Origin of the sequence: Bradyrhizobium sp. SK17 (assembly GCF_002831585.1) — a bacterium.
In the GTDB taxonomy this organism is placed as follows: domain Bacteria; phylum Pseudomonadota; class Alphaproteobacteria; order Rhizobiales; family Xanthobacteraceae; genus Bradyrhizobium.
In genome coordinates, this window is the sequence record NZ_CP025113.1 from 4152773 (window position 1) to 4174092 (window position 21320).

Genomic DNA, 21320 nt, shown 5'->3' on the forward strand with positions numbered 1-21320 from the left:
GCGCTGTCACCGCAATCCGGTCTCGATCGTCTAAATCATCCCCCGTCCGGCCGGCTACGCCGACGCCGCGTAAGCCGTCGCGATAGCTGCAGGAAGCGTTGGACGTATTGCAACGTCCTGCTCCAACCACCCCCGCTCGCCGAGGACTTTCAAGGCTACGGCGATCTGCGCGGGTGTGAAACGGCGTTTGCGATCATTCCAATCGTAGACTTTGGATTCGACCTCCGAGAGCGTCCGGGCGTTTTCATTTTTAGCAACCCAGTAGACAGTCGAGAGCAACTCCAACCCATACGGAGTTTCAAAGCCCTCGACCAACTTCGCAACCCGATCAAACCGCATTCTCGTCTCATCCTGATCGGCAAGGAACCGATCGGCGTCTTCGTATGCGCCGGGCACCAAGCACAAACGCTTAGTGGGATCATCACCGCCATCGGAATAGCCGGTCACCAGATGACCCTCTATGCTCGTGAGCACATGGCGAAGGTTCTCGGCGTAAGGCCCATAGCTTGCTTTGTTGTACTTGAGTTTGAGCTTCTCGCCGGCCTCCTGCATGAAGAAAAGAAGCTTGTGGGCCTCAAGCAATGTAACGAACGGATCCATCAAGCCGTTCAAATAGCGCTGCATGAGAACGACAAGCGCTGCCCGACCGGGGGTCATATTTGGAACGTTCCGATTGCGGGCTAACGCCGCAGAGTCTGGCGCGCCCGATGGTTCATATACGATCGCGGTGACATCGGGCACCGCTTCAAGCGCCGCAACGATCCGCGGACGAACATCACTCCAGTTGAGGCCCCCAGGCCTGACCCCAAGGGTGGGATCGCGATCGACAGAATTTTGCGATCCTTGATAACACGAACGAGGTCAATCAGCCCGGCGTCGATATCTTCGATACGGCTTTTGCCTTTCCAATGCCGTTTGGTCGGAAAGTTGATGATGTAACGGGGAGAAAACTTTCCTGTCTCGTAGACGAACATTTTACCGGGTTGAACTTCCTTCCGGTCGCAGGCCGCGGCATAAGCTTGGAAGTTACCGGGGAAAGTATTCTTGAACTGCAGCGCAATTCCGCGTCCCATGATTCCGACGCAGTTCACCGTGTTGACGACCGCGTCAACGTCGGCTTCGAGGAGGTTGCCGATTCTGGATAGAATCACGCGGGCCTCCTCAATAGTACCAAGCCGGCGTGATTTGCACGGCCGGTTTGTGTGAAGCTTGAGCCAATGAAGTTGTCACAGCGTTAAATACCGCCAGCGAATGAGTTCCGATGCGCTCAACGAGGTGCCATGGAAAGTGATTATACATCAGGAACTCCGCCTGTTTGGCTTCCTTGATGTCGGCTTGCGCCCATTGTGTCGCAGCAATGTGCTGCCAGTTTAGCTGGTCGAGATGGACGGCATCCTTCCAGAACTGCGCGTACTGCGCGCCCGCGTTCGATCCGCTGAATGCCCAACTGTGATTGTTGGCATTCGCCCATTGAAGCACGGTGTGGAGGTCCGCCTCAAGGTGGACGATCGGTCCTTGTCCTCCTTTATATGTGAGTTCGGGGTTGTTTGCACAATGAATGACATAGAGCATGACAGAGCGCGGGCAAAAGTAAAACGGCACGAAGTCGCCCACAAACGCATTCGCATAACACGTAACCGGAAGCCGCAATCGGCGCGTCTTGATGGATCCCATACCAATCGTGGTACCGGGAAGCTGTAGCTTGACCATCTCAGAATCGCAAAGCAGTCGGCCGTGCGCAATAATTGACGGCAACCGATCGACGTCGACAATGTGATAGATTTTAGGCTGAACGGGCAGCTGGGTCACTGCTCAGCCTCGATACAACCAAGCGCAGCAAGATGGCCCTTCAATAGAAGGCGAATTACCTCAGGACCGCTAGGTATGTTCTGCTGATCGCGCCGGAACTCGTCTATCAACACAATGAGAGCGGACGGAAGTCGTACCATGACCGGCTCCGTGTCGACCTTCGGTCCGCCCTTGGAAGACGTCATCCCCGTCCACTTATTCCTCTTGATTTCTTGATATCAACAAAATGATTGGCTGCCAAGTTCGGCCGCTGAGCATAGCGCTTGATCATCGCTGTATTTCTGATCCGTTGAAAATTTTGCTCCGTTTAACCAGATTACGGTGACAGTGCATTTTAATTGCAAAGTCGCGCCCTGAGGAAAGCACTGACGGACAATCGTATGGGTCAAATGTACCCTGGTTCGCAAGCTTCTTTCCGACGGCGAACCGACGACCCAGCAATGCCGGGGCGGCAACGTGTGCATATTTCGGAATAATGGAAGTGTGCCTCTGAGTTGCCCGACGTGTCAAGTCTTCGTTCGCCTGCCGGGCGCCGCCGGCTCCTTTGCATGGGGTTGTTTTTCGATATTTTGGTAGCGCGCGGCTTCGCTCGAAAACGCCGTTGCCGGACCGCCGGAACGGCACCGGAAGCCGCCTGATTTCGACCTTCGGTCGATCCAGCAATTGTCAATTGCCCGGCTCGCCGCCGGTAGTGTAAATCGATTCTAAGGCGGCTTGCCGGAAGCCGCCGTTCCATCCGGGAACCGCTTGATGACGCTGTGGTTTGTGTTCGCGCTGATGACGGTCGCGGCGATCTTTGCCGTGCTGTGGCCGCTCAGCCGGCGCGGGCGGGCGGACACCGGCGGTAGCGAGGTCGTGGTCTACCGGGATCAGCTCGCGGAAATCGACCGCGACCTGGCCGCCGGCATCATCGGGGCCGCCGAGGCCGATGCCGCGCGGATCGAGATCAGCCGCCGGCTGCTTGCCGCCGCCGACCAGGGCGGGAACGATACCCCGGTGCAGGGCAGCCTCAGCCTGCGACGCGCGGCCGCGATCGTGGCGTTGGTCGGGCTGCCGGTGATTGCTGCGAGCTTCTATCTCGCGCTCGGCTCGCCGCGGCTGGGCGACTTTCCACTCGCCGAGCGCAGCAAGGTCGCCGATGTCAACCAGCCGCTCGCCAATCTGGTCGCGCAGGTCGAGGCCCATCTGGAGAAGAACCCGACCGACGGCCGCGGCTGGACGGTGCTGGCGCCGGTGCTGTCGCGCCTCGGCCGCTATGACGACGCCGTCCGCGCCTATCGCAATGCCATCACCTATTCTGGCGACAATGCCGATCGCCGCGCCGATCTGGGTGAGGCGCTGATGGGCACCTCCGGCGGTGTGGTCACCGCGGAGGCCAAGGCGGAATTCGAGCGCGCGGTCGCGCTGAATAGCGACGATGCCAAGGCCAGCTACTTCCTCGGCCTCGCCGCCGAGCAGGACGGCCGCAAGGCCGATGCCGCGGCGCTCTGGCAGAAGATGCTGGCGAAGGCGCCGTCCGATGCGCCGTGGCGGCCGATGGTGCAGGCCGCGCTGCTGCGGGTCGGCGGCACGGTGCCCGCCGGCGTCAGCGCGCCGGCGCTGCCCGATGGCGCGGTGGCTGCCGCCAAGGACATGAGCGAGGCCGATCGCGGCGCCATGATCCACGGCATGGTCGACCGGCTGGCGACCCGGCTGAAGACCAACGGCGACGATGTCGAGGGCTGGCTGCGGCTGGTGCGGGCCTATCTGGTGATGGGCGAGCGCGACAAGGCGATGAGCGCGCTGGCGGATGCCCGCCAGGCGGTAGCCAACAATGCGGATCGGTTGCGTCAGCTCAATGAAGGGCTGAAGAATCTCGGGCTCGATGGATAGATCATGACGCCGAAAAATGCGCAGCGGTTTTCGGACTACGTCGTGAGCAAGGATGCACCATGACCAGGAAGCAACGGCGTTTGACACTGATCAGCTGCGCGCTCGTCGTGCTCGCGATCGCCGCGGGCCTGGTGCTGAACGCGTTGCGCGATTCCATCGTGTTCTTCTCGACGCCGTCGATGGTCGCCGAGAAGCATCTCGGTCCGGGCAAGCGTTTCCGCCTCGGCGGGCTGGTGGAGCAGGGCTCGCTGAAGCGCGGCGACAACCTCGCGGTGACCTTCACCGTCGCCGACGGCAGCGCCACCTTGCCGGTCGCCTACAAGGGCATCCTGCCGGATCTGTTCCGCGAGGGGCAGGGCGTGGTGGCGGAAGGCGCGCTCGATGCGTCAGGTGTGTTCCGCGCCGACACCGTGCTCGCCAAGCATGACGAGACCTATATGCCGAAGGACGTCGCCGATGCCCTGAAGAAGCAGGGCCACTGGAAGGACGATTACGGCAAGCAAGGCATGCCGAGCGCCTCCGCGGCGCCGACCCAGGGAGCCATGCGGTGATCGCCGAAAGTGGACATTATGCGCTGGTGCTCGCGCTTGGGCTCGCGCTGATCCAGTCGATCGTGCCGATCATCGGCGCGCGCTGGCGCGATGCGGCGTTGATGAACGTCGCGCGTTCGACCGCGCTCGCGCAATTGCTGTTCGTCGCGGCGTCGTTCGCGGCGCTGGTGACCTTGCACGTCACCTCGGATTTCTCGGTCGCCAACGTCTACGAGAATTCGCATTCGCTGAAGCCGCTGCTCTACAAGATCACCGGCGTGTGGGGAAACCATGAAGGCTCGATGCTGCTGTGGGTGTCGATCCTGGCGCTGTTCGGCGGCCTGGTCGCGGCGTTCGGCAACAATCTGCCGCTGTCGCTGCGTGCCCATGTGCTGGCGGTGCAGGCCTGGGTCGCCAGCGCGTTCTATCTGTTCATCCTGATTACCTCGAACCCGTTCCTGCGCATCGCCAACCCGCCGCTCGAGGGCCGCGACCTCAACCCGGTGTTGCAGGACATCGGCCTCGCGGTGCATCCGCCGATGCTCTATCTCGGCTACGTCGGGTTCTCGATCTCGTTCTCGTTCGCGGTGGCGGCGCTGCTGGAGGGGCGGATCGACGCCGCCTGGGCGCGCTGGGTACGGCCGTGGACGCTGGTGGCGTGGATATTCCTGACGCTCGGCATCGCGATGGGCTCGTACTGGGCCTATTACGAGCTCGGCTGGGGTGGCTGGTGGTTCTGGGATCCGGTCGAGAACGCCTCGCTGATGCCGTGGCTGGCCGGCACCGCGTTGTTGCATTCGGCGCTGGTGATGGAGAAGCGCAACGCGCTGAAGGTCTGGACCATCCTGCTCTCGATCCTGACCTTCTCGCTGTCGCTGCTCGGCACCTTCCTGGTGCGCTCCGGCGTGCTGACCTCGGTCCACGCCTTCGCCACCGATCCGACGCGGGGCGTGTTCATCCTGCTGATCCTGGTCGTGTTCATCGGCGGCAGCCTCTCGCTCTATGCCTGGCGCGCGCCGGCGCTGAAGCAGGGCGGGCTGTTCGCGCCGATCTCGCGCGAGGGCGCGCTGGTGCTCAACAATCTGCTGCTCACCACCGCATGCGCGACGGTATTCATCGGCACGCTGTATCCGCTGGCGCTCGAGGTGCTCACCGGCGAGAAGATCTCGGTCGGCGCGCCGTTCTTCAACTACACCTTCGCACCGCTGTTCGTGCCGCTGCTGATCGCGGTGCCGTTCGGGCCGCTGCTGGCCTGGAAGCGCGGCGACCTGCTCGGCGCAGCGCAGCGGCTGATGGTGGCAGGCATCGTTGCGCTGGTCGCAATGGCGTTGGTGCTTGCCTGGACCTATGGCGGCGCGACGCTGGCGCCGCTGGCGATCGGGCTTGCGGTGTTCGTCATCATCGGCGCGCTGTGCGATCTTGCCGAACGCATCGCGCTGTTCCGGATTCCGTTCTCGCTGACGCTGCGCCGCGCCCGCGGCCTGCCGCGCGCGACCTGGGGCACGGCATTCGCGCATGCCGGGCTCGGCGTCGCGCTGATCGGGATCGTCTGCGAGACCACCTGGAACAGCGAATATATCGGCGCGATGAAGCCGGACGACGTCGCGCCCGTCGCCGGCTACCAGTTGCGGCTCGACGGCCTCAACCAGCGGCAGGGGCCGAACTACCGCGAGATGGTCGCGCAATTCACCGTGACGCGCGACGGCGAGAAGATCAGCGTGATGACCCCGTCGAAGCGCAATTTCACCACGCGCGGCGCCTCGACCACCGAGGCCGCGCTGCTGAGCCGCGGCGCCAGCCAGCTCTACATCTCGCTCGGGGACACCTCGGCCGACGGATCGATCGCGGTGCGCATCTATCACAAGCCGCTGGTGCTCCTGATCTGGTGGGGGCCGGTGCTGATGGCGTTCGGCGGCCTGCTGTCGCTGTCGGACCGTCGCCTGCGGGTCGGTGCGCCGAAGCCGGCGAAAGCCGCGGCCCGCGCGTTGCAGGCGGCCGAGTGATGCGGCGCCACGGTGTTGCAGCCGCCATGCTGGCGGCGACCCTGGTGCTCGGCGCGATGCCCGCACGCGCCGTGCTGCCCGACGAGATCATGGCCGATCCGGCGAAGGAGGCGAGGGCGCGCGAGCTCTCCAGAGAGCTGCGCTGCATGGTCTGCCAGAACCAGTCGATCGACGATTCCGAGGCACCGCTGGCGCGCGACCTCCGCCTCCTGGTGCGCGAGCGCATCTCGGCCGGCGACAGCGACCGCCAGGTGATCGATTTCCTGGTCGCCCGCTACGGCGAATTCGTGCTGCTGAAGCCGCGGCTCAACGAGCATACGCTGGTGCTGTGGCTGACCCCGCCGCTGGCGCTGCTGCTCGGTGCTTTCGCGCTCTGGCGCCTCGGCCGGCGCAAGGCCAATCCGGCGGCGGGCGGCGAGGATTCCGGCTCCGGACTGAGCTCCGACGAGCAGGCCCGGCTCGACCGGCTGCTGGGCGCCGGATCCGCGCCGGACAAGCCGATTTAGTTCCTCCCTAAGCCCTTTATTTGGCTGCGCTATTCTGCCGCAGCGCTGACCTGCTCAATTACCAAAGTTTAATTCCGCAGCCAGCGCGCCGTAAGGCTGATGACCCCATGTTCAGACGCATCAGGTGCTCGCCCCCGCACCGACTGATTCTGGCCCTGGAGATTCCTGCACATGACCGACCGTCCCGACCTCTCGTCCCTTCCGTCCTATAAGGCGCCGAAGCGCTCGCTGTTTTCCGCCCGCAAGTTTGCGCTGATGGCGTCGGTCGTGGCCGGCCTCGGCGCCGCCACCTATGCCTTCAGCCCCTCGCACAATCCCGCCGACCTGTTCACCACGCCTGCGCATGCGCAGGTCAACAACGAGGTCAAGAAGGTCCAGCAGCCGGTCGGGTTTGCCGACATCGTCGAGCGGGTCAAGCCGTCGGTGATCTCGGTCAAGGTCAACATTCGCGAGAAGGTCGCGAAGGACGACAGCGGCAACGACGATTCGCCGTTCCAGCCGGGTTCGCCGATGGAGCGCTTCTTCCGCCGCTTCGGCGGTCCGGATGGTCTGCCCCCGGGCCTGCGCGGTGGACCGCGTGGCGGTGGCGTGGTGACGGGCCAGGGCTCCGGCTTCTTCATCTCGGCTGACGGCTATGCCGTGACCAACAATCACGTGGTCGATGGCGCCGACAAGGTCGAGGTCACCACCGACGACGGCAAGACCTATTCCGCCAAGGTGATCGGCACTGATCCGCGCACCGATCTCGCGCTGATCAAGGTCGAGGGCGGTTCCAACTTCCAGTTCGCCAAGCTGTCCGACACCAAGCCGCGGATCGGCGACTGGGTGCTGGCGGTCGGCAACCCGTTCGGCCTCGGCGGCACCGTGACCGCCGGCATCGTTTCGGCCTCCGGCCGCGACATCGGCAACGGTCCGTATGACGACTTCATCCAGATCGATGCGCCCGTGAACAAGGGCAATTCGGGTGGCCCGGCGTTCGACGTCTCGGGCGAGGTGATGGGCGTCAACACCGCGATCTACTCGCCGTCCGGCGGCAGCGTCGGCATCGCGTTCTCGATTCCCGCCGCCACCGTCAAGAGCGTCGTCGCCCAGCTGAAGGACAAGGGCTCGGTCAGCCGCGGCTGGATCGGCGTCCAGATCCAGCCGGTGACCTCCGACATCGCCGACAGCCTCGGCATGAAGAAGGCCGAAGGCGCGCTGGTTGCCGAACCGCAGGCCAATGGCCCCGCGGCCAAGGCCGGCATCGAGTCCGGTGACGTCATCACCGCGGTCAACGGCGAGCCGGTGAAGGATGCGCGCGAACTCGCCCGCACCATCGGCGGCCTCGCGCCCGGCAATGCCGTGAAGCTCAACGTGCTGCACAAGGGCCAGGACAAGACCGTCAACATCACGCTCGGTCAGTTGCCGAACAGCCTGGAAGCCAAGGCAGACACCGACAACAGCGACAAGGGCAACTCGTCCCGTGGCACCGACGTGCCGAAACTGGGCCTCACCGTGGCGCCCGCCAACAGTGTGGCCGGTGCCGGCAAGGAAGGCGTGGTCGTGACCGAAGTCGATCCCAAGAGTGCTGCCGCTGAGCGGGGCTTCAAGGAAGGCGACGTGATTCTCGAGGTCGCCGGCAAGTCGGTCGGCACTGCCGGTGAGGTGCGCGATGCAATCACCGCGGCGCGCAATGACAACAAGAACAGCGTTCTCATGCGCGTGAAGAGCGGCGGTTCGTCGCGCTTTGTGGCAGTGCCGCTGGCCAAGGGATAACTATCTATGAGTTGGGAAGCGTCGCCGGCATCAGTCGCCCCCGCCGACGGCGCTTTCCGGGGGCGGGCCCCTTGCTCGCTCCCTATGTTGCCTTTCGATGGAATATGCCCCCCTCCGTCGGAAGGTCTCAGGGCGGTGAGGTCCCCCAGCTTCACCGCCCACTTTTTTCCTCCCCGCATGATCCGGAAGAGTGGCGACCGCTGTTCCGGTCGGATCATGCAGCCACAAGATTTCGAGATTACGCGCGGTCGTCTTGCATGTGCAGGCCGGCCGCGCCATGCTGAGAGAGGGCCAATTCCCGTGACCGCAACCGCTCCGCAAATGCGCATCCTGATCATCGAAGACGACCGCGAGTCCGCCGACTATCTGGTCAAGGCATTCCGTGAAGTCGGCTACATCGCCGATCTCGCCTCCGACGGCGAGGAAGGTCTGTCGATGGCCGAGACCGGCGACTACGACGTGCTGGTCGTGGACCGCATGCTGCCGAAGCGTGATGGCCTGTCGCTGATCGGCAGCCTGCGCGACAAGGGCAACCGGACGCCGGTCCTGATCCTTTCGGCGCTCGGCCAGGTCGATGACCGCATCAAGGGCCTGCGTGCCGGCGGCGACGACTATCTGCCGAAGCCCTATTCGTTCGCCGAGCTGCTGGCGCGCGTCGAGGTGCTGTCGCGGCGCAATGTCGGCCCGGCGGAGGAGACCACCTACAAGGTCGGCGATCTCGAGCTCGATCGCCTGTCGCATCGCGTCGCCCGCGGCAAGGACGAGCTGACCCTGCAGCCGCGCGAATTCCGGCTGCTCGAATATCTGATGAAGCACGCAGGCCAGGTGGTGACGCGCACCATGCTGCTCGAGAACGTCTGGGATTATCATTTCGATCCGCAGACCAACGTCATCGACGTTCACATCTCCCGGCTGCGATCCAAGATCGACAAGGGGTTCGAGCGCCCGCTGCTGCATACGATTCGCGGCGCGGGGTACATGATCCGCGACGGCATCAGGTAGATCGTGACGGCCTTCGGCAAACTGATCCGCACCACGGCGTTTCGGCTGACGCTGGTGTATCTGTTCCTGTTCGCGCTGTTCGCCGCCTCGTTGCTAGCCTATTTCGCCTGGAACACGCGTCGGCTGATCACCGAGCAGATCACGGTGACGGTCAACGCCGAGGTCAACGAGATCACCGACATCTACAACCGCCGCGGGCTGCGCGGCCTGCTCAACAGCATGGGCTATCGCGCGCTGCGGCCGGGCGCCAACCTCTATCTCCTGACGGCGCCGAACGGGCAGGCGCTGGCCGGCAATGTCGGCTCGCTGGCGCCGGGCGTGATGAGCGTCCAGGGCTGGACCGAGACCGCCTATCGGAGGATCGACGACCAGGACAAGACCGACCATCGCGCGCTGGTGCGGGTCACCCAGATGGAGAACGGCTTCCGTCTCCTGGTCGGACGCGATCTCGAGGAGCGGCGGCGGCTGTTCGGCATCGTCGCCAAGGCCGCACAATGGTCGATTCTGGTCGTCATCGTGCTCGGCCTCGGCGGCGGCATCTTCGTCGCGCGCCGCGTGCTGCACCGGATCGATGCCATGACCGGCACCACCAAGCGCATCATGGCCGGCGATCTCACGGGCCGGCTGCCGGTCGGCCGCAGCGGCGACGAGCTCGACCGCCTGGCGGAAAATCTCAATGCCATGCTGGAGCGCATCGAGGCGCTGATGACCGGGCTGAAGGAGGTCTCCGACAATATCGCCCATGATCTCAAGACGCCGCTGACGCGGCTGCGCAATCGCGCCGAGGAGGCGCTGGCGCGGTCCGGCTGCGAGGCCGACTATCGCGCGGCGCTGGAGCGGACGATTGAGGAGTCCGACGGGCTGATCCGCACCTTCAACGCGCTGCTGATGATCGCGCGCGCCGAGTCCGGCCAGGCGCGCGGCAACATGGACGATTTCGACGGCGCCGACGTCGCCAACGGCATCCACGAGCTGTACGAGCCGCTGGCCGAGGACGACGGCATGACGTTGCAGGTGAAGACCGAGCCGGCGCCGATCCACGGCAACCGCGAATTGATCAGCCAGGCGGTCGCCAACCTGGTCGAGAACGCCGTCAAATATGGCAAGCCCGGCTCGGGTGTCGAGCCGCTGAAGGCCGATGCGCGGGAGATCCTGATCGAGGCGCGGCGCGAGGGCGATCAGGTGCTGCTCAGCGTCACCGACCATGGCCCCGGCATCCCCGAGAGCGACCGCAAGCACGCGGTGGAGCGCTTCGTCCGGCTGGAGGCGAGCCGCACCTTACCCGGTTCCGGTCTCGGCCTCAGCCTGGCCTCGGCGGTCGCCACGCTCCATGGCGGCGAGCTGCGGCTCGGTGATGCCCATCCAGGGCTGGTGGCGACCCTGGTGCTACCCGCCCGGGTCGGCGGCAGTGACAGGCTTGCGGCTCAAACGCAGGATGTGCCACAGAAGGCGGCATGAATGCCGCCGCGCCGGGAAACGCGGGTCGACATTGTCTGGCCGCGCGGTTCGCGGACGGACCGCATGTCGCCGCGCCCAACTCCGCCGATCAACGCCTGACGGACTGGTTCGCCGAGCTCGAGCCGGCGCAATCGGCCGCGCTCGAGGCGCTGCTCGGCCATCCCTTCGCGCGGGACATTCTGCGCGGCATCGCCGAATACTCGCCCTATCTGTTCGAGCTCGCGCGCGCCGATGCCGCGCGGCTGATCCGGATCCTGTCGTGCGACCCGGAGCCGCATCTGGCGAGCCTGATCGAGACGACCTCGCGCGAGGTGCTCGCCGCCGGCAGCGAGGCCGAGGTGATGGTTCTGCTCCGCCGCATGAAGGCGGAGGCGGCGCTGATGATCGCTCTGTGCGACATCGGCGGCGTCTGGCCGGTGATGCGGGTGACCGCGGCGCTGACCGACATCGCGGTCAATTCGGTGCAATTGGCGCTGCGCTATCTGTTCCGCCAGGAGGTCGCGCGCGGCCGGATGACCGCCGCCGATCCCGAGCATCCCGAGGTCGGCTCCGGCCTGATCGTGCTCGCGATGGGCAAGATGGGTGCGGGCGAGCTGAACTATTCCAGCGATATCGATCTGATCGTGTTCTTCGATCGCACCGTCACGTCGCTCGCCGAGGACATCGAGCCGCAGCCGTTCTTCGTGCGCGTCACCCAGGCGATGGCGCGGATGCTGCAACAGCGCTCGGGCGAAGGCTATGTGTTCCGGGTCGATCTGAGGCTGCGCCCGGACCCGGCCTCGACCCAGGTCGCGATCTCGACCGACGCGGCGTTGCATTATTACGAGCGCGAGGGGCGCACCTGGGAGCGCGCTGCGATGATCAAGGCGCGGCCCTGCGCCGGCGATCCAAAGGCCGGTGACGCGCTGATCGGCGAGCTCGCGCCCTTCGTCTGGCGCAAGCATCTCGACTTCGCGGCGCTGGCCGACGTCCACGACATGAAGCGGCAGATGCAGACCTATCGCGGCCAGAGCGAGATCTCGGTCGAGGGCCACAACGTCAAGGTCGGGCGCGGCGGCATCCGCGAGATCGAGTTCTTCGCCCAGACCCAGCAGCTGATCGCCGGCGGCCGCCATCCCGAGCTGCGGGTGCGGCCGACGCTGGAGGCGCTCAACGTGCTCGCCGACAGCAACTGGATCACCCTCGAGGCACGCGACGAGCTGACGATTGCCTACGAATTCCTGCGCCGGGTCGAGCATCGGTTGCAGATGATCGCCGACGAGCAGACCCATTCGCTGCCGGAAGCGCCCGAGGAGGTCGAGCGGTTCGCGCATTTCTTCGGCTACGAGAATCGCGAGGCTTTCGCCGGCGATCTGCTCCGTCAGCTCAAGATCGTGCAGAACCACTACGGCAAGCTGTTCGAGGGCGACGATCCGACCGGCACGGCCAGGCTGCCGGATGTCGATTACGGCGCCGGGCCCGAGGACGGCCGCCTGATCGAACATCTCGCTCAACTCGGCTTCAAGAAGCCCGTTGCGGTGGCCGGCACTGTGCAGCAGTGGATCGCGGGCGATTATCGCGCGCTACGCGTCGAGGCGACGCGGGCGGCGTTCCTCGAATTCATTCCCGGCCTGATCGACGGCCTCGCGCATGCCGAGGAGCCGGACGACGCGGTGGCGGCATTCGACCGTTTCCTCGGCGCGTTGCAGCGGGGCGGGCGGCTGATCTCGCTGCTCAGCCAGAACCGAGATTTCGTCGCGCTGGTGGCGCTGATCCTCGGAGCCGCACCACGGCTCGGCGACATGCTGGCGCGGCAGCCGCAAATCATGGACGGCCTGGTCGATCCGCGTTTCTTCGGCGCGATGCCGGACAAGAAGGAATTGTCCGAGCGCCTCGCCACCACGTTGCAGGATGCGTCTTCCTACGAGGACTTCCTCGATCGTCTGAGACTGTTCGGCCAGGAGAGCTTGTTCCTGATCGGCACGCGGATCCTGTCCGGCACGGTGTCGGCGCAGCACGCCAGCACCGCCTTTGCCGATGTCGCGGAGGGTATCGTGCACACCGTGCACGGCCTCGTCACCGACCAGTTCGCCGCGCAGTACGGCCGGATCAAGGGGCAGGAGACCGCGATCCTGGCGATGGGCCGGCTCGGCAGCCGCGAGATGACGGCGTCGTCCGATCTCGATTTGATCACGCTCTACGATTTCGACAGCGAGGCGCCGGACTCCGACGGCGAGCGCTCGCTGCACGGCGCGCAGTATTTTGCCCGCTTCACCCAGCGCCTGATCAGCGCCTTCACGACCCGGACCAATTACGGCGTGCTCTATGAGGTCGATATGCGGCTGCGCCCGTCCGGCCGTGCGGGCCCGGTCGCCTCGCGGATCGACGCGTTCTCGGACTACCAGGAGCGCGAGGCCTGGACCTGGGAGCACATGGCGCTGACGCGTGCCCGCGTGATCTCGTCGTCGCCTGAATTCCGCGAGAGGATCGAGGCGATCATCCGCAGCGTCCTGACCCGGCCGCGCGATGCGGCGTCGACCGCGGCCGACGTCGCCGACATGCGGCGCGCCATCGCGCTGGAGAAGGGCGAGGACGACGTCTGGGACCTCAAGCTCGCCGCCGGTGGGCTCGTCGACATCGACTTCATCGCCCAGTATCTGCAACTCGCGCACGCATCAGCGAAGCCGGAGATCCTCAGCGTCTCGACCTTGCAGGTGCTCGATCATGCCGCCAAGCTCGGTCTGCTCGGCCAGTCCGAGGCCGAGATCCTGCGCTCGGCGGCGCGGCTCTATCATGATCTGACGCAGATCCTGCGGCTCTGCGTCAGCGGCAAGTTCAATCCCGAGACGGCGGGCGAGGATCTGCTGCGCGTGATGGCGCGAGCCGGCGACACGCCGGATTTCTCCGCGCTCGAAGCGCGCCTGCGCGAGACCCAGAGCGAGGTGCGCCGCGTCTTCAACGCGATCGTCGGTTAGGGAAGCGCGTAGGGTAGGTTAGCGACTTGTCCGCCGTAACTCAACGAGCGAAGACGGAAGCGCTAACCCGCCCTGCGATCTCAATCCCGTCATCCTGAGGAGCGCGTAGCGCGTCTCGAAGGATGCACGGCCACCGGCCGGGCCGTCGACCCTTCGAGACGCGCGCAAGAGTGCGCTCCTCAGGGTGACGGTGATAGAGCAGCGCGTAGGGTGGGCAAAGCGAAGCGTGCCCACCGTTCCGAGCGGAACGCTTGAAGGTCGGCACGGCGCCAGCGCGCCTTTGCCCACCCCCTTATCGTTGCGCTGGCCGACTACGCCTGCTGCTTCAGTTTCTGCAAGGCATCGCGGACGTCGGCGTCGAGGCCGGCGCCGCCGGCGTCGAGATGGGCGAAGATCTGCTTGCGCATCCGCGGGTCCCAGAACTTCCAGATGTGCTCGGAGATGCCCTGCACGGCGCGGTCGTGGCCCTGGCTGTGGAAGAACTTTCCGATCTGGTTCGCCATATAGACCAGCTTTTCAGGCGACGACGACATAGGCTGACTCCTTGCCGGGTACCGCGCCGGTGACGCGGCCCGGGTGGGTAAAGATCTCAAATCCGTCCGCGCGGGCGATCGCGGCGAGCGTGATGCCGGCGGCATCCGCCATCCGGACCGCAAGCGCCGTCGGTGCCGACACCGCCGCGATCAGCGGCGCGCCGATCGCGGCAGTCTTCTGCACCATCTCGACCGAGACGCGGCTGGTCAGCAGCACGATGCCGTCGCTGGCAATGACCTTGTCGCGCGCCAGCGCGCCGGCGAGCTTGTCGAGCGCATTGTGGCGGCCGACATCCTCGCGCAGCGCCACGATGCCGCGCGTGGCGGTCCAGAACGCGGCGGCGTGCACGGCGCGGGTCTGATGGTTGATCTCTTGCAGCGGCGCGACCGCAGCCATCGCCGTCATGATCTCGCGCGGCGTGAACACACGGCCCGCCGGCACCACGGCAGCCGGTCGGACCGCCTCGCTGATCGAGTCGATTCCGCACAGGCCGCAGCCGGTCGGGCCGGCGATGTTGCGCCGCCGCTCGGCGATCCGCTCGGCCTTGTCGGGCTTGAGCCACATCCGAAGCTCGATGCCATCATCGAGCTCGACGATATCGAGGGTCTCGATTTCGTCGGCCGATTGCACGATGCCTTCGCTCAGGCTGAAGCCGATGGCGAAATCGCTGAGGTCCTCGGGCGAGCCCATCATCACCGCGTAAGTGCCGCCATTGTAGGTCAGCGCCAGCGGCGTCTCTTCCGGGATCAGGCGCGCGCCGTCGCTGAAGACGCCGTCGCGCCAGACCTTCCGGATCGCCTTGTGGACGGGCTCGCGCATCGCTACTCGGCCGCCTCCACCACAGGCGCGATGCGGCGGGAGTTGCGCGCCTGTTCGTCATAGGCCTTCTGCCAGTCGCTCGGACCGTTCGACGGCGAGATCTGCACCGCGGTGACCTTGTACTCCGGGCAGTTGGTCGCCCAGTCGGAGAAGTCCGTGGTGATGACGTTGGCCTGGGTGTCGGGGTGATGGAACGTGGTGTAGACCACGCCCGGCGCCACCCGGTCGGTGATCAGCGCGCGCAACGTGGTCTCGCCGGCGCGGCTGTTGAGCCGCACCCAGTCGCCGTCGCGCACGCCGCGCTGCTCGGCGTCATGCGGATGGATCTCGAGCCGGTCCTCGGCGTGCCAGACCACGTTCTCGGTGCGTCGGGTCTGTGCGCCGACATTGTACTGGCTGAGGATGCGGCCGGTGGTGAGCAGCAGCGGATAGCGCGGCCCGGTGCGCTCGTCAGTCGCGACATATTCGGTGATGATGAACTTGCCCTTGCCGCGCACGAAGCCGCCGATATGCATGATCGGCGTGCCCTCCGGCGCCTTCTCGTTGCACGGCCATTGCACCGAGCCGAGCTCGTCCAGCTTGGCGTAGGAGACGCCGGTGAAGGTCGGCGTCAGCGCCGCGATCTCGTCCATGATCTCGGACGGATGGTTGTAGTGCATCTCGAAGCCCATCGCCTTGGCGAGCAGGATCGTCACTTCCCAGTCGGCATAGCCGTTGCGCGGCGTCATCACCTTGCGGACCCGCTGGATGCGGCGTTCGGCATTGGTGAAGGTACCGTCTTTCTCGAGGAAGGTCGAGCCGGGCAGGAAGACGTGGGCGTAGTTCGCGGTCTCGTTCAGGAAGAGATCGTGGACGATGACGCATTCCATCGCCGACAGCGCCGCCACCACGTGCTTGGTGTTGGGGTCGGATTGCAGGATGTCCTCGCCCTGCACGTAGAGCCCCATGAAGGTGCCCTCGATCGCGGCGTCGAACATGTTGGGGATGCGCAGGCCCGGCTCCTTGTTGAGCTTGACGTTCCACATCGCCTCGAACTGCTCGCGCACGGCATCGCCCGCGATATGCCGGTAGCCCGGCAGTTCGTGCGGGAACGAGCCCATGTCGCAGGAGCCCTGCACGTTGTTCTGGCCACGCAGCGGGTTCACGCCGACGCCGGGGCGGCCGATATTGCCGGTCACCATCGCGAGGTTGGCGATCGCGATCACCGTGGTGGAGCCCTGGCTGTGCTCGGTGACGCCGAGCCCGTAATAGATCGCGCCATTGCCGCCGGTGGCGTAGATCCGCGCCGCCTCGCGCAGGTCCCTCGGATCGAGGCCGGTCATGATCGCGGTCGCTTCGGGGCTGTACTTCTCCTGGGCGACGAAGGCCGCCCATTCCTCGAACTCGCTCCAGTCGCAGCGTTCGCGCACGAAGCTCTCGTTGACCAGCCCTTCGGTGACGATGACATGGGCGAGCGCCGTGACCACCGCGACGTTGGTGCCGGGCATCAGCGGCAGATGCAGCGCCTTCACATGCGGCGATTCCACCATCTCGGTGCGGCGCGGATCGACCACGATCAGTTTAGCACCCTGGCGCAGCCGCTTCTTCAGCCGCGAGGCGAACACCGGATGAGCGGCCGCCGGATTGGCACCGATGATCAGGACGACGTCGGTGTGCTCGACCGAGTCGAAATCCTGCGTTCCGGCCGAGGTGCCGAAGGTCTGCGACAGGCCATAGCCGGTCGGCGAATGGCAGACGCGGGCGCAGGTGTCGACATTGTTGTTGCCGAAGCCGGCCCGGATCAGCTTCTGCACCAGATAGGTTTCTTCATTGGTGCAGCGTGACGAGGTGATGCCGCCGACCGCGTCGCGGCCGTATTTCTGCTGGATGCTCTTGAACCTCGCGGCGGCGAAATTCATCGCCTCGTCCCATGATACTTCCTGCCAGGGATCTTCGATCCGCTCGCGGATCATCGGCTTCAGGATGCGCTCCTTGTGGGTGGTGTAACCCCAGGCGAAGCGGCCCTTGACGCAGGAATGGCCGCGGTTGGCCTTGCCGTCCTTCCACGGCACCATGCGAACCACTTCCTCGCCGCGCATCTCGGCCTTGAAGGTGCAGCCGACGCCGCAATAGGCGCAGGTGGTCACGACCGAATGCTCGGGCTGGCCGATCTCGATCACCGACTTTTCGGTCAGCGTCGCGGTCGGGCAGGCCTGCACGCAGGCGCCGCAGGACACGCATTCGGAGCCGAGGAAGCTTTCGCTCATGCCGGGCGAGACGCGGCTGTCGAAGCCGCGGCCGGAGATTGTCAGCGCGAAGGTGCCTTGCACCTCCTCGCAGGCCCGGACGCAGCGCGAGCAGACGATGCACTTCGAGGGATCGTAGGTGAAGTACGGATTGGATTCGTCCTTCGGCATCCAGTTGTCGTTCTCGCAGCCGTGCGATTTGGCGAACACGTGGTTCTCGCCCTCATAGCCGTAGCGCACGTCGCGCAGGCCGACCGCGCCCGCCATGTCCTGCAATTCGCAGTCGCCGTTGGCGGCGCAGGTCAAACAGTCCAGCGGATGGTCGGAGATGTAGAGCTCCATCACGCCCTTGCGCAGCTTCTTCAGCCGCTCGCTCTGGGTGTGCACGACGAGGCCGGGCATCACAGGCGTGGTGCAGGAGGCGGGCGTGCCGGCGCGGCCCTCGATCTCGACCAGGCAGAGCCGGCACGAGCCGAACGCGTCGACCATGTCGGTCGCGCACAGCTTCGGAATCTGCGTGCCCGACTCCATCGCCGCGCGCATGATCGAGGTGCCCTCGGGCACCGTGACCTGGTTGCCGTCGATGGTCAGCGTGACCATCGTCTCTGATTTGGACTTGGGTGTACCGAAATCGGTTTCCTGGATCAGCGACATCGTGATCTCCTGCTATTCCGCAGCCTGCAAGCGGGCCGGCACCGGGCCAAAATCTTCCCAGAAATGTTTCAGTGCGCTGAGCACGGGGTAGGGCGTGAAGCCGCCGAGCGCGCAGAGCGAGCCGAATTTCATGGTGTTGCAGAGGTCCTCGACCACGGCGAGGTTCTCGGCGACGCGGTCACCGTTGATGATCCTGGTGATGGTCTCGACGCCGCGGGTCGAGCCGATCCGGCACGGCGTGCACTTGCCGCAGGATTCGACGGCGCAGAACTCCATCGCGAAGCGCGCCTGCCTGGCCATGTCGACGCTGTCGTCGAACACGACGACGCCGCCGTGGCCGATCAGGCCGTCGCGCGCCGCGAACGCCTCATAGTCGAACGGGGTGTCGAACAGAGCGCGCGGGAAATAGGCGCCGAGCGGGCCGCCGACCTGCACCGCGCGCACCTCGCGTCCGGTGAAGGTGCCGCCGCCGATCTCGTCGACGAGTTCGCCGAGCGTGACGCCGAACGCGGTCTCGAACAGCCCGCCATATCTGATGTTGCCGGCGAGCTGGATCGGCATGGTGCCGCGCGAGCGCCCCATGCCGAAATCGGCATAGGCCTTGGCGCCATTGTCGAGGATGAACGGGATCGCGGCGAACGACAGCACGTTGTTGATGACGCTGGGGCGGCCAAACAGGCCCTTGTGCGCCGGCAGCGGCGGCTTGGCGCGCACGATGCCGCGGCGCCCTTCGAGGCTCTCCAAGAGCGAGGTCTCCTCGCCACAGACATAGGCGCCGGCGCCGACGCGTACTTCGAGATCGAACTCATGGGGCGAGCCGCCGATGCTCTTGCCGAGCAGGCCGGCGCGACGGGCCGCTGTGATCGCCGCGTTCATCGCCTCGACCGCGTGCGGATATTCCGAGCGGATGTAGATGTAGCCCTTGCTGGCGCCTACGGTGATACCGGCGATTGTCATGCCTTCGATCACGACGAAGGGGTCGCCTTCCATGATCATGCGGTCGGCGAAGGTGCCGCTGTCGCCCTCGTCGGCGTTGCAGACGATGTATTTGCGGTCGGCGCTGGCCTGCGCCACGGTCTTCCACTTGATGCCGGTGGGGAAGCCGGCGCCGCCGCGGCCGCGCAGGCCCGAGGTGGTGACGTCGGCCAGGATCTGGTCCGAGGTCAGCGTCAGCGCCCGCTCCAGGCCCTTGTAGCCGCCATGGGCGCGGTAGTCGTCGACCGAGCGCGGATCGATCACGCCGCAGCGCGCGAAGGTCAGGCGGGTCTGGCGCTTCAGCCAGGGAATCTGATCTGTGACACCAAGCCGCAGGGCGTGCGGGCCGTCGTTCGCCATCGCGTCGAACAGGGCAGGGACTTCGGAGGTGGCCACCGGACCGAATGCGACACGGCCCTGCGCCGTCGCGAGTTCGACCATCGGCTCCAGCCAGTACAGCCCGCGCGAGCCGGTCCTGACGATCTCGACCGGCGTGCCGCGCGCGGCTGCGGTCTGCTCGAAGGCGAGCGCGATATCGTCGGCGCCGACGGCGACCGCACCGGCATCGCGGGGAATGAAGATCCGCATCGTCATCGCTGTGCCTCCGCGACCAGCGCATCGATCCGCGCTTCATCAAGCCGGCCGATCACGCGGCCATCCAGCATCGCCGACGGCGCCGTGGCGCACAGGCCGAGGCAGTAGATCGGCTCCAGCGTGACGCGGTCGTCCGCGGTGGTATTTCCCAGCGAAACGCCGAGTTTTGCCTCAGCGCGCGCCGCCAGCGCATCGCCGCCGGCAGCCTGGCAGGCCTCGGCGCGGCAGAGCTTCAGGACGTGCCGTCCGGCCGGCTGCTTGCGGAAGTCATGGTAGAAGGTGAATACGCCGTGCACCTCGGCGCGGGACAAATTGAGAGCTTCCGCCACCATCGGGATCGCCGGCTCCGGCACGTAGCCAAACGCCTCTTGCAGCGCGTGCAGGATCACCAGCGTGGCGCCTTCGAGCCCGGCATGCTCGGCGATGATCTCAGCGCCGCGCGTCGTGTCCCAAGGTTCGTATCCCACCGTCATCAGCGCTTCTCACGATCATTTTTTGCTCCGTATATGAGAATTGGAATCCTTCGAAATATCAATAAAGCTGTCTCATGCGGCGATTGCGAAACGCGATTAATAGCGTTGCCGAATGGGTCGATCCGGGATTGCAATAATGGTCTGGAATCACGCACTTCCGGCCTGGTTTGGATTTCGGGATCGCGCCCTGATCGTGTTACCTATGGGTGTATCGGCGTGCCGCCTCCGGCACCGCTTTCCGAAGGGGTCTGGGCCTTGATCGACAAGCTGGAACTTCTGCTGGCGCTGGCCAAGGAACGGCATTTCGGCCGGGCCGCGGAGGCCTGCGGCGTCACCCAGCCGACCATGTCGACCAGCCTCAAGCAGCTCGAGGAGATCCTCGGCGTCATGCTGGTGCAGCGCGGCTCCCGCTTCCAGGGCTTCACGCCGGAAGGCGAGCGGACGCTGGACTGGGCGCGGCGCATCGTCGGCGACGCGCGGGCGATGAAGCAGGAGATCAACAGCCTCAAGGACAAACTGTCGGGTGAGATCCGGATCGCGGCGATCCCGACTGCGCTCGGCATGGTGGCCTCGCTCACCACGCCGTTCCGGGCGCGCCATCCCGACGTGCGCTTCCGCATCCAGTCCTGCACCTCGGCCGACGTGCTCGGCCTGCTCGAAAATCTCGAGGTCGATGCCGGGCTGACCTATATCGAGAACGAGCCGATCGGCAAGGTCCGCACCATCCCGCTCTACAATGAGAGCTATCGGCTGCTGACGGCGCCGGATGCGATGTTCGGCGACCGCAAGCAGGTGACCTGGAAGGAAGTCGGCACCGTGCCGCTGTGCCTGCTGACGCCCGACATGCAGAATCGCCGCATCATCGATCGCGCGCTGACCTCGGTCGGTGCGGAAGCGACGCCGACGCTGACGTCGAACTCGCTGCTCGTGCTCTACACCCATGTGAAGACCGGACGCTGGGCGAGCGTGATGCCGGCCAAGCTCGCCGAGACGCTCGGCCTTGCCGACGCCGTGCGCAGCATTCCGATCGTCGATCCGGTCGTCGACTACAGCATCGGCCTGGTGATCCCGCAGCGCGATCCGATGACGCCGCTGATCGCGGCATTGGTGCAGGTCGCGCGCGAAGTCGCGCCGACGCTGGAAAGCGCGTAGCGGTC

Annotated in this window: 17 protein-coding genes; 9 read left to right on the plus strand and 8 right to left on the minus strand. The window is 65.6% G+C overall.

Translation table 11 applies throughout. From position 1 onward, the window contains the following. Nucleotides 1-54: 54 nt before the first annotated feature. From CWS35_RS40130 to CWS35_RS19025, 3 genes are read right to left on the minus strand one after another with little or no spacing between them, the layout of a single operon-like run. Nucleotides 55-624, minus strand: coding sequence for a hypothetical protein (locus CWS35_RS40130; RefSeq protein WP_245438569.1), 570 nt, complete (start codon nucleotides 622-624; stop codon nucleotides 55-57). 56 nt (nucleotides 625-680) lie between these two features. Next, entirely contained in the window at nucleotides 681-1151 is a 471-nt protein-coding gene (locus CWS35_RS40135) for a macro domain-containing protein (RefSeq protein WP_245438572.1), read from the minus strand. 10 nt (nucleotides 1152-1161) lie between these two features. Next, entirely contained in the window at nucleotides 1162-1809 is a 648-nt protein-coding gene (locus CWS35_RS19025; RefSeq protein ID WP_100953113.1) for a DUF4433 domain-containing protein, read from the minus strand. A 750-nt stretch (nucleotides 1810-2559) separates the two neighbouring features. Between CWS35_RS19025 and ccmI the strand changes: the two genes are divergently transcribed. The 8 genes from ccmI (at nucleotide 2560) to CWS35_RS19070 (ending at nucleotide 13889) form a co-directional block, all read left to right on the plus strand. Continuing rightward, a complete protein-coding gene (ccmI, locus tag CWS35_RS19035) occupies nucleotides 2560-3681 on the plus strand; it encodes a c-type cytochrome biogenesis protein CcmI (RefSeq protein ID WP_100953117.1) in 1122 nt (373 codons plus the stop codon). A 59-nt stretch (nucleotides 3682-3740) separates the two neighbouring features. Then, nucleotides 3741-4232 (plus strand): cytochrome c maturation protein CcmE, encoded by a 492-nt coding sequence (gene ccmE / locus CWS35_RS19040; protein ID WP_100953119.1) that lies wholly within the window; start codon nucleotides 3741-3743, stop codon nucleotides 4230-4232. Continuing rightward, nucleotides 4229-6214, plus strand: coding sequence for a heme lyase CcmF/NrfE family subunit (locus CWS35_RS19045; RefSeq protein WP_100953121.1), 1986 nt, complete (start codon nucleotides 4229-4231; stop codon nucleotides 6212-6214). Before ccmE ends, CWS35_RS19045 begins: the two co-directional genes overlap by 4 nt. Then, nucleotides 6214-6720, plus strand: coding sequence for a cytochrome c-type biogenesis protein (locus tag CWS35_RS19050; protein ID WP_100953123.1), 507 nt, complete (start codon nucleotides 6214-6216; stop codon nucleotides 6718-6720). The genes CWS35_RS19045 and CWS35_RS19050 overlap by 1 nt, the downstream gene beginning before the upstream one ends. Nucleotides 6721-6891: 171 nt before the next feature. Beyond that, nucleotides 6892-8475, plus strand: a complete 1584-nt coding sequence (locus CWS35_RS19055) for a Do family serine endopeptidase (RefSeq protein ID WP_024579605.1) — start codon at nucleotides 6892-6894, stop codon at nucleotides 8473-8475. Nucleotides 8476-8796: 321 nt separating this feature from the next. Next, nucleotides 8797-9477, plus strand: coding sequence for a response regulator transcription factor (locus tag CWS35_RS19060; RefSeq protein ID WP_029878846.1), 681 nt, complete (start codon nucleotides 8797-8799; stop codon nucleotides 9475-9477). 3 nt (nucleotides 9478-9480) lie between these two features. Next, on the plus strand, nucleotides 9481-10935 hold the full coding sequence (locus CWS35_RS19065; RefSeq protein WP_024579606.1) for an ATP-binding protein: 1455 nt from the start codon (nucleotides 9481-9483) through the stop codon (nucleotides 10933-10935). Further along, nucleotides 10932-13889, plus strand: a complete 2958-nt coding sequence (locus CWS35_RS19070; protein ID WP_100953124.1) for a bifunctional [glutamine synthetase] adenylyltransferase/[glutamine synthetase]-adenylyl-L-tyrosine phosphorylase — start codon at nucleotides 10932-10934, stop codon at nucleotides 13887-13889. The genes CWS35_RS19065 and CWS35_RS19070 overlap by 4 nt, the downstream gene beginning before the upstream one ends. Before the next feature lie 311 nt (nucleotides 13890-14200). Here CWS35_RS19070 and CWS35_RS19080 read toward each other — a convergent pair whose 3' ends face one another. The 5 genes from CWS35_RS19080 to CWS35_RS19100 are packed head-to-tail and all read right to left on the minus strand — an operon-like array spanning nucleotide 14201 to nucleotide 20163. Beyond that, entirely contained in the window at nucleotides 14201-14422 is a 222-nt protein-coding gene (locus CWS35_RS19080) for a formate dehydrogenase subunit delta (protein WP_024579608.1), read from the minus strand. After that, nucleotides 14406-15242, minus strand: coding sequence for a formate dehydrogenase accessory sulfurtransferase FdhD (gene fdhD / locus CWS35_RS19085; protein ID WP_024579609.1), 837 nt, complete (start codon nucleotides 15240-15242; stop codon nucleotides 14406-14408). Before fdhD ends, CWS35_RS19080 begins: the two co-directional genes overlap by 17 nt. A 2-nt stretch (nucleotides 15243-15244) precedes the next feature. Next, on the minus strand, nucleotides 15245-18121 hold the full coding sequence (fdhF, locus tag CWS35_RS19090) for a formate dehydrogenase subunit alpha (protein WP_100953126.1): 2877 nt from the start codon (nucleotides 18119-18121) through the stop codon (nucleotides 15245-15247). 12 nt (nucleotides 18122-18133) lie between these two features. Then, complete coding sequence (locus CWS35_RS19095) at nucleotides 18134-19690, minus strand: NADH-quinone oxidoreductase subunit NuoF (RefSeq protein WP_100953127.1); 1557 nt, start codon at nucleotides 19688-19690, stop codon at nucleotides 18134-18136. Beyond that, nucleotides 19687-20163 carry a formate dehydrogenase subunit gamma gene (locus tag CWS35_RS19100; RefSeq protein WP_100953129.1) on the minus strand — a complete coding sequence of 159 codons (477 nt, stop codon included), beginning with the start codon at nucleotides 20161-20163 and terminating at the stop codon, nucleotides 19687-19689. The genes CWS35_RS19095 and CWS35_RS19100 overlap by 4 nt, the downstream gene beginning before the upstream one ends. 255 nt (nucleotides 20164-20418) lie before the next feature. Here CWS35_RS19100 and CWS35_RS19105 point away from each other — a divergent pair, with 255 nt between their 5' ends. Then, nucleotides 20419-21315, plus strand: a complete 897-nt coding sequence (locus CWS35_RS19105) for a LysR family transcriptional regulator (RefSeq protein WP_018270739.1) — start codon at nucleotides 20419-20421, stop codon at nucleotides 21313-21315. Nucleotides 21316-21320: the final 5 nt, after the last annotated feature.

Excerpts from the sequence above, each read along its gene's own strand:
- CWS35_RS19095 (WP_100953127.1), bottom strand. The coding sequence starts at position 19,690 with ATGACGATGCGGATCTTCATTCCCCGCGATGCCGGTGCGGTCGCCGTC.
- CWS35_RS19060 (WP_029878846.1), top strand. The coding sequence starts at position 8,797 with ATGCGCATCCTGATCATCGAAGACGACCGCGAGTCCGCCGACTATCTG.
- fdhD (WP_024579609.1), bottom strand. The coding sequence starts at position 15,242 with ATGCGCGAGCCCGTCCACAAGGCGATCCGGAAGGTCTGGCGCGACGGC.
- ccmI (WP_100953117.1), top strand. The coding sequence starts at position 2,560 with ATGACGCTGTGGTTTGTGTTCGCGCTGATGACGGTCGCGGCGATCTTT.
- CWS35_RS19100 (WP_100953129.1), bottom strand. The coding sequence starts at position 20,163 with ATGACGGTGGGATACGAACCTTGGGACACGACGCGCGGCGCTGAGATC.
- ccmE (WP_100953119.1), top strand. The coding sequence starts at position 3,741 with ATGACCAGGAAGCAACGGCGTTTGACACTGATCAGCTGCGCGCTCGTC.
- CWS35_RS40130 (WP_245438569.1), bottom strand. The coding sequence starts at position 624 with ATGCAGCGCTATTTGAACGGCTTGATGGATCCGTTCGTTACATTGCTT.
- CWS35_RS19070 (WP_100953124.1), top strand. The coding sequence starts at position 10,932 with ATGAATGCCGCCGCGCCGGGAAACGCGGGTCGACATTGTCTGGCCGCG.
- CWS35_RS19050 (WP_100953123.1), top strand. The coding sequence starts at position 6,214 with ATGCGGCGCCACGGTGTTGCAGCCGCCATGCTGGCGGCGACCCTGGTG.
- fdhF (WP_100953126.1), bottom strand. The coding sequence starts at position 18,121 with ATGTCGCTGATCCAGGAAACCGATTTCGGTACACCCAAGTCCAAATCA.
- CWS35_RS19055 (WP_024579605.1), top strand. The coding sequence starts at position 6,892 with ATGACCGACCGTCCCGACCTCTCGTCCCTTCCGTCCTATAAGGCGCCG.
- CWS35_RS19080 (WP_024579608.1), bottom strand. The coding sequence starts at position 14,422 with ATGTCGTCGTCGCCTGAAAAGCTGGTCTATATGGCGAACCAGATCGGA.